Below are 3281 nucleotides of genomic sequence, written 5' to 3' on the forward strand. Positions count from 1 at the left end.
ATGATGTCGACGATCTTCTTGGACGAGGTGTTGATGGAGCCCATGGTGTCCACCACCTGGCTGACCACGCCGCCGCCGCGCACGGCCACTTCGGAAGCCGAAAGGGCCAGCTGGTTGGCCTGGCGGGCGTTGTCGGCGTTCTGCTTGACGGTAGAGGTGAGCTCTTCCATCGAAGCGGCTGTTTCTTCGAGCGAGCTGGCCTGCTCTTCGGTGCGCGAAGACAAGTCCTGGTTGCCTGCGGCAATCTGCCCAGAAGCAGTAGCGATGGCATCCGTGCCGGTGCGCACTTCGCCCACCACCTTGGCAAGGCTGCCGTTCATGCCCTTGAGGGCGTACATGAGCTGGCCGGTCTCGTCCTTCGTCGTCACTTCGATGCGGCTGGTCAGGTCGCCGGCGGCAACGGCTTCGGCCACTTCGACCGCGCGGCGCAGCGGATGCGTGATGCTGCGCACCAGCAGCCAGGCGAGCACCAGGCCAAGGCCCAGCGACAGTGCGCCAAAAATTTCAAGCATCAAGGTGGTGTTGGCACGCATCTCCTTGCTGCGCTCCGCCGCGGCGTCGAGCTGTACGCGCTCGGCGTCGACCATTTGCTGCACCCCCGCAAGGTAGCTGCGCGATGTGGGCTCGAAGCGTTCGTTGAAGATCCGGTTGGCGCCTTCGAGGTCGCCCGCCAGCTTGGCCTTGCTCACTTCTTCGCGGGCCGCGAGGTAGGCTTTGCGAAGCTCACCGACCTTCTCGTACACCTGGCGCTTTTCCGGCGTGTCCATGTGCGCCTCGATGAGCTTCTGCAGCTCATTGGTCTCCTTGATGGAGAGCGCCGTGGCGGGTGCGAAATAGGCAATCAGGCTTGCGTCGCTGCTCTTGGCAATGGCCGCGGCGCGCTGCACGCCCGAGTTGGTGTTGCGCAGCCAGTCGGCACCGGCGCGCTCTGTCTTGATGTTCTTCTCGACCATCGCGTTGATTTCTTCGCCGATCTGCCGGAGCTTCAGCACGGCAAGCACGCTGCTCGTAAGAGACAGGGCGAGGATGACGCCGATCACGACGGCCAGCCGCTTGCCGATTGAAATATTGCTCAGAAACATGTTCATGACTCCAGAAGATCAGGAAAGGGCAAGAGCACGCCGCGCGCGCTTGCCGCAAGAAAATTTTTGGTGCATCGGCCGCTTTTGCGCCGGTGCTTTTTCAGTTCGCGAAGGCGCGGCGCTCAGGAGGCCTCCCAGCCGCCGGCCGTCGCCAATGCGGGCATCGCCCTGCGCGACGGCAGCGCCGGTTGCAGCTTGGCGTGCACCTGTGCGAGCGGGCGCGATGCGGTGTTGCTGCTGTCCAGCTTGAACACGCTCACCGAGCTCACCAGGCTGGCGGCCTGCTCCTGCATCGATTGCGCGGCTGCGGCAGCTTCTTCGACCAGCGCCGCGTTCTGCTGCGTTACCTGGTCCATCTGCGCGATGGCCTGGTTCACCTGCTCGATGCCGGTGCTCTGTTCCTGGCTTGCAGCCGTGATCTCGCCCATGATGTCGGTCACGCGCTTGACGCTGTCCACGATCTCGTCCATCGTGCGGCCCGCTTCGGCCACCTGGCGGCTGCCGGCCTCGACCTTGCCCACGGAGTCGTCGATCAGGCCCTTGATTTCCTTGGCGGCTGCGCCCGAGCGCTGCGCGAGGTTGCGCACTTCGGAGGCCACCACCGCAAAGCCACGGCCCTGCTCGCCGGCACGTGCCGCTTCGACCGCTGCGTTCAGCGCCAGGATGTTGGTCTGGAACGCAATGCCGTCGATCACGCCGATGATGTCGACGATCTTTTTCGATGACGCGTTGATCGAGGCCATGGTGTCGACCACCTGATTGACCACGCCACCACCCTTGACCGCAACCTCGGAGGCCGAGAGCGCCAGCTGGTTGGCTTGCCGCGCGTTGTCGGCGTTCTGCTTGACGGTAGAGGTGAGTTCTTCCATCGAAGCGGCTGTTTCTTCGAGCGAGCTGGCCTGCTCTTCGGTGCGCGAAGACAGGTCCTGGTTGCCTGCGGCAATCTGGCCCGACGCTGTGGCAATGGCATCCGTGCCCGTGCGAACTTCGCCCACCACCTTGGCAAGGCTGTCGTTCATGTGCTTCAGTGCGCTCATCAGCTGGCCGGTCTCGTTGCGCGCGCCGGTGTCGATGGCCGAGCTGAGGTCGCCGCTTGCCACGGTTTCTGCCACCTTCACCGCATGGCCGAGAGGCCGCGTCACGCTGCGTGCAATCAGGAACGAGCAAAGAGCGCCCAGCACCAGCGTCAATGCCGTCATGAAGATGCGGAGGTTGAAGCCGCGCTCATTCGCCGCATCGATGGCATGGCTCATGTCGTCGATGGCCTTGCGTTCGAGGGCCAGCAGTTCGAGCACCCGCGTTTCATAGGCCTTGGCGGCCGGCTCGAAGGTGTTCTTGAAAACGGCTTCCGCCTCCGCCGGGTTGCCGCCGGTCTTGGCTTTTTGCACCGCGTCCTTGGCGGCCTGGTACTTGGCGCGCAGCTCGACGATGTTCTTGAAGGTCGACTTCTCCACGTCGGTGACAAGCAGCGCCTCCACCTTGGCCATGGTTTCCCCACCCTTCTTGACGCTGTCGGAAATGACGTCGGCAAAAGTGACCGGAAGCGCCTGGTCGGTACTCCGGGCGATCATTGCGGTGCGTGCAATGGCCGAGTAGGTGAGCACGTACCAGTCGGAGATCAGGCGCTCTTTCGCGAGCGGGCTCTGCATCATCTGGCGGGTGGCTTCGGCGTTGTTGCGTGCAGTCACCAGCGCAAAGGCGGCCGAAACCAGCGTTAGCGCGAGAACCAGGCCAAAGCCGATGGCCAGGCGCGTTCCGATGCGCACGTTGGAGAGGAAGTTCATGATGGGGTGGTGGAGTGAAATGGGTCGGCGATCGAGTGCCGAAGAAAACTCACGCTTCGATCAACCTCATGCCGTGGTGCGCGCCGGACGACGGCCGCGGTGCGCTTGTTTGAGTGGATTGCGTTTGGCGGAAGGCGGGCGCAGCAGCCTGCTGAGGCTGGTCCAGCTTGAATACACTCACCGCGCTCACCAGGCTGGCGGCCTGCTCCTGCATCGATTGCGCAGCGGCGGCGGCTTCTTCGACCAGTGCCGCGTTCTGCTGCGTCACCTGGTCCATCTGCGCAATGGCCTGGTTCACCTGCTCGATGCCGGTGCTCTGCTCCTGGCTTGCAGCCGTGATCTCGCCCATGATGTCTGTCACGCGCTTGACGCTGTCCACGATCTCGTCCATCGTGCGGCCCGCTTCGGCCACCTG

The 3281-nt window shown here is 63.8% G+C and carries 3 protein-coding genes; all 3 read right to left on the bottom strand.

Annotated elements, in window-relative coordinates; translation table 11 throughout:
* A partial coding sequence (locus J2X67_RS27655; protein WP_309958207.1) for a HAMP domain-containing protein occupies positions 1 to 1088 on the bottom strand: 1088 nt, incomplete at its 3' end.
* A gap of 116 nt (positions 1089 to 1204) precedes the next feature.
* A complete protein-coding gene (locus tag J2X67_RS27660) occupies positions 1205 to 2866 on the bottom strand; it encodes a methyl-accepting chemotaxis protein (protein WP_309958209.1) in 1662 nt (553 codons plus the stop codon).
* Positions 2867 to 2915: 49 nt separating this feature from the next.
* Positions 2916 to 3281: methyl-accepting chemotaxis protein (locus J2X67_RS27665; protein ID WP_309958212.1), on the bottom strand; the 366-nt coding region annotated here is incomplete at its 5' end.

The organism is Variovorax sp. 3319 (assembly GCF_031456585.1).
GTDB lineage: Bacteria > Pseudomonadota > Gammaproteobacteria > Burkholderiales > Burkholderiaceae_C > Variovorax > Variovorax paradoxus_P.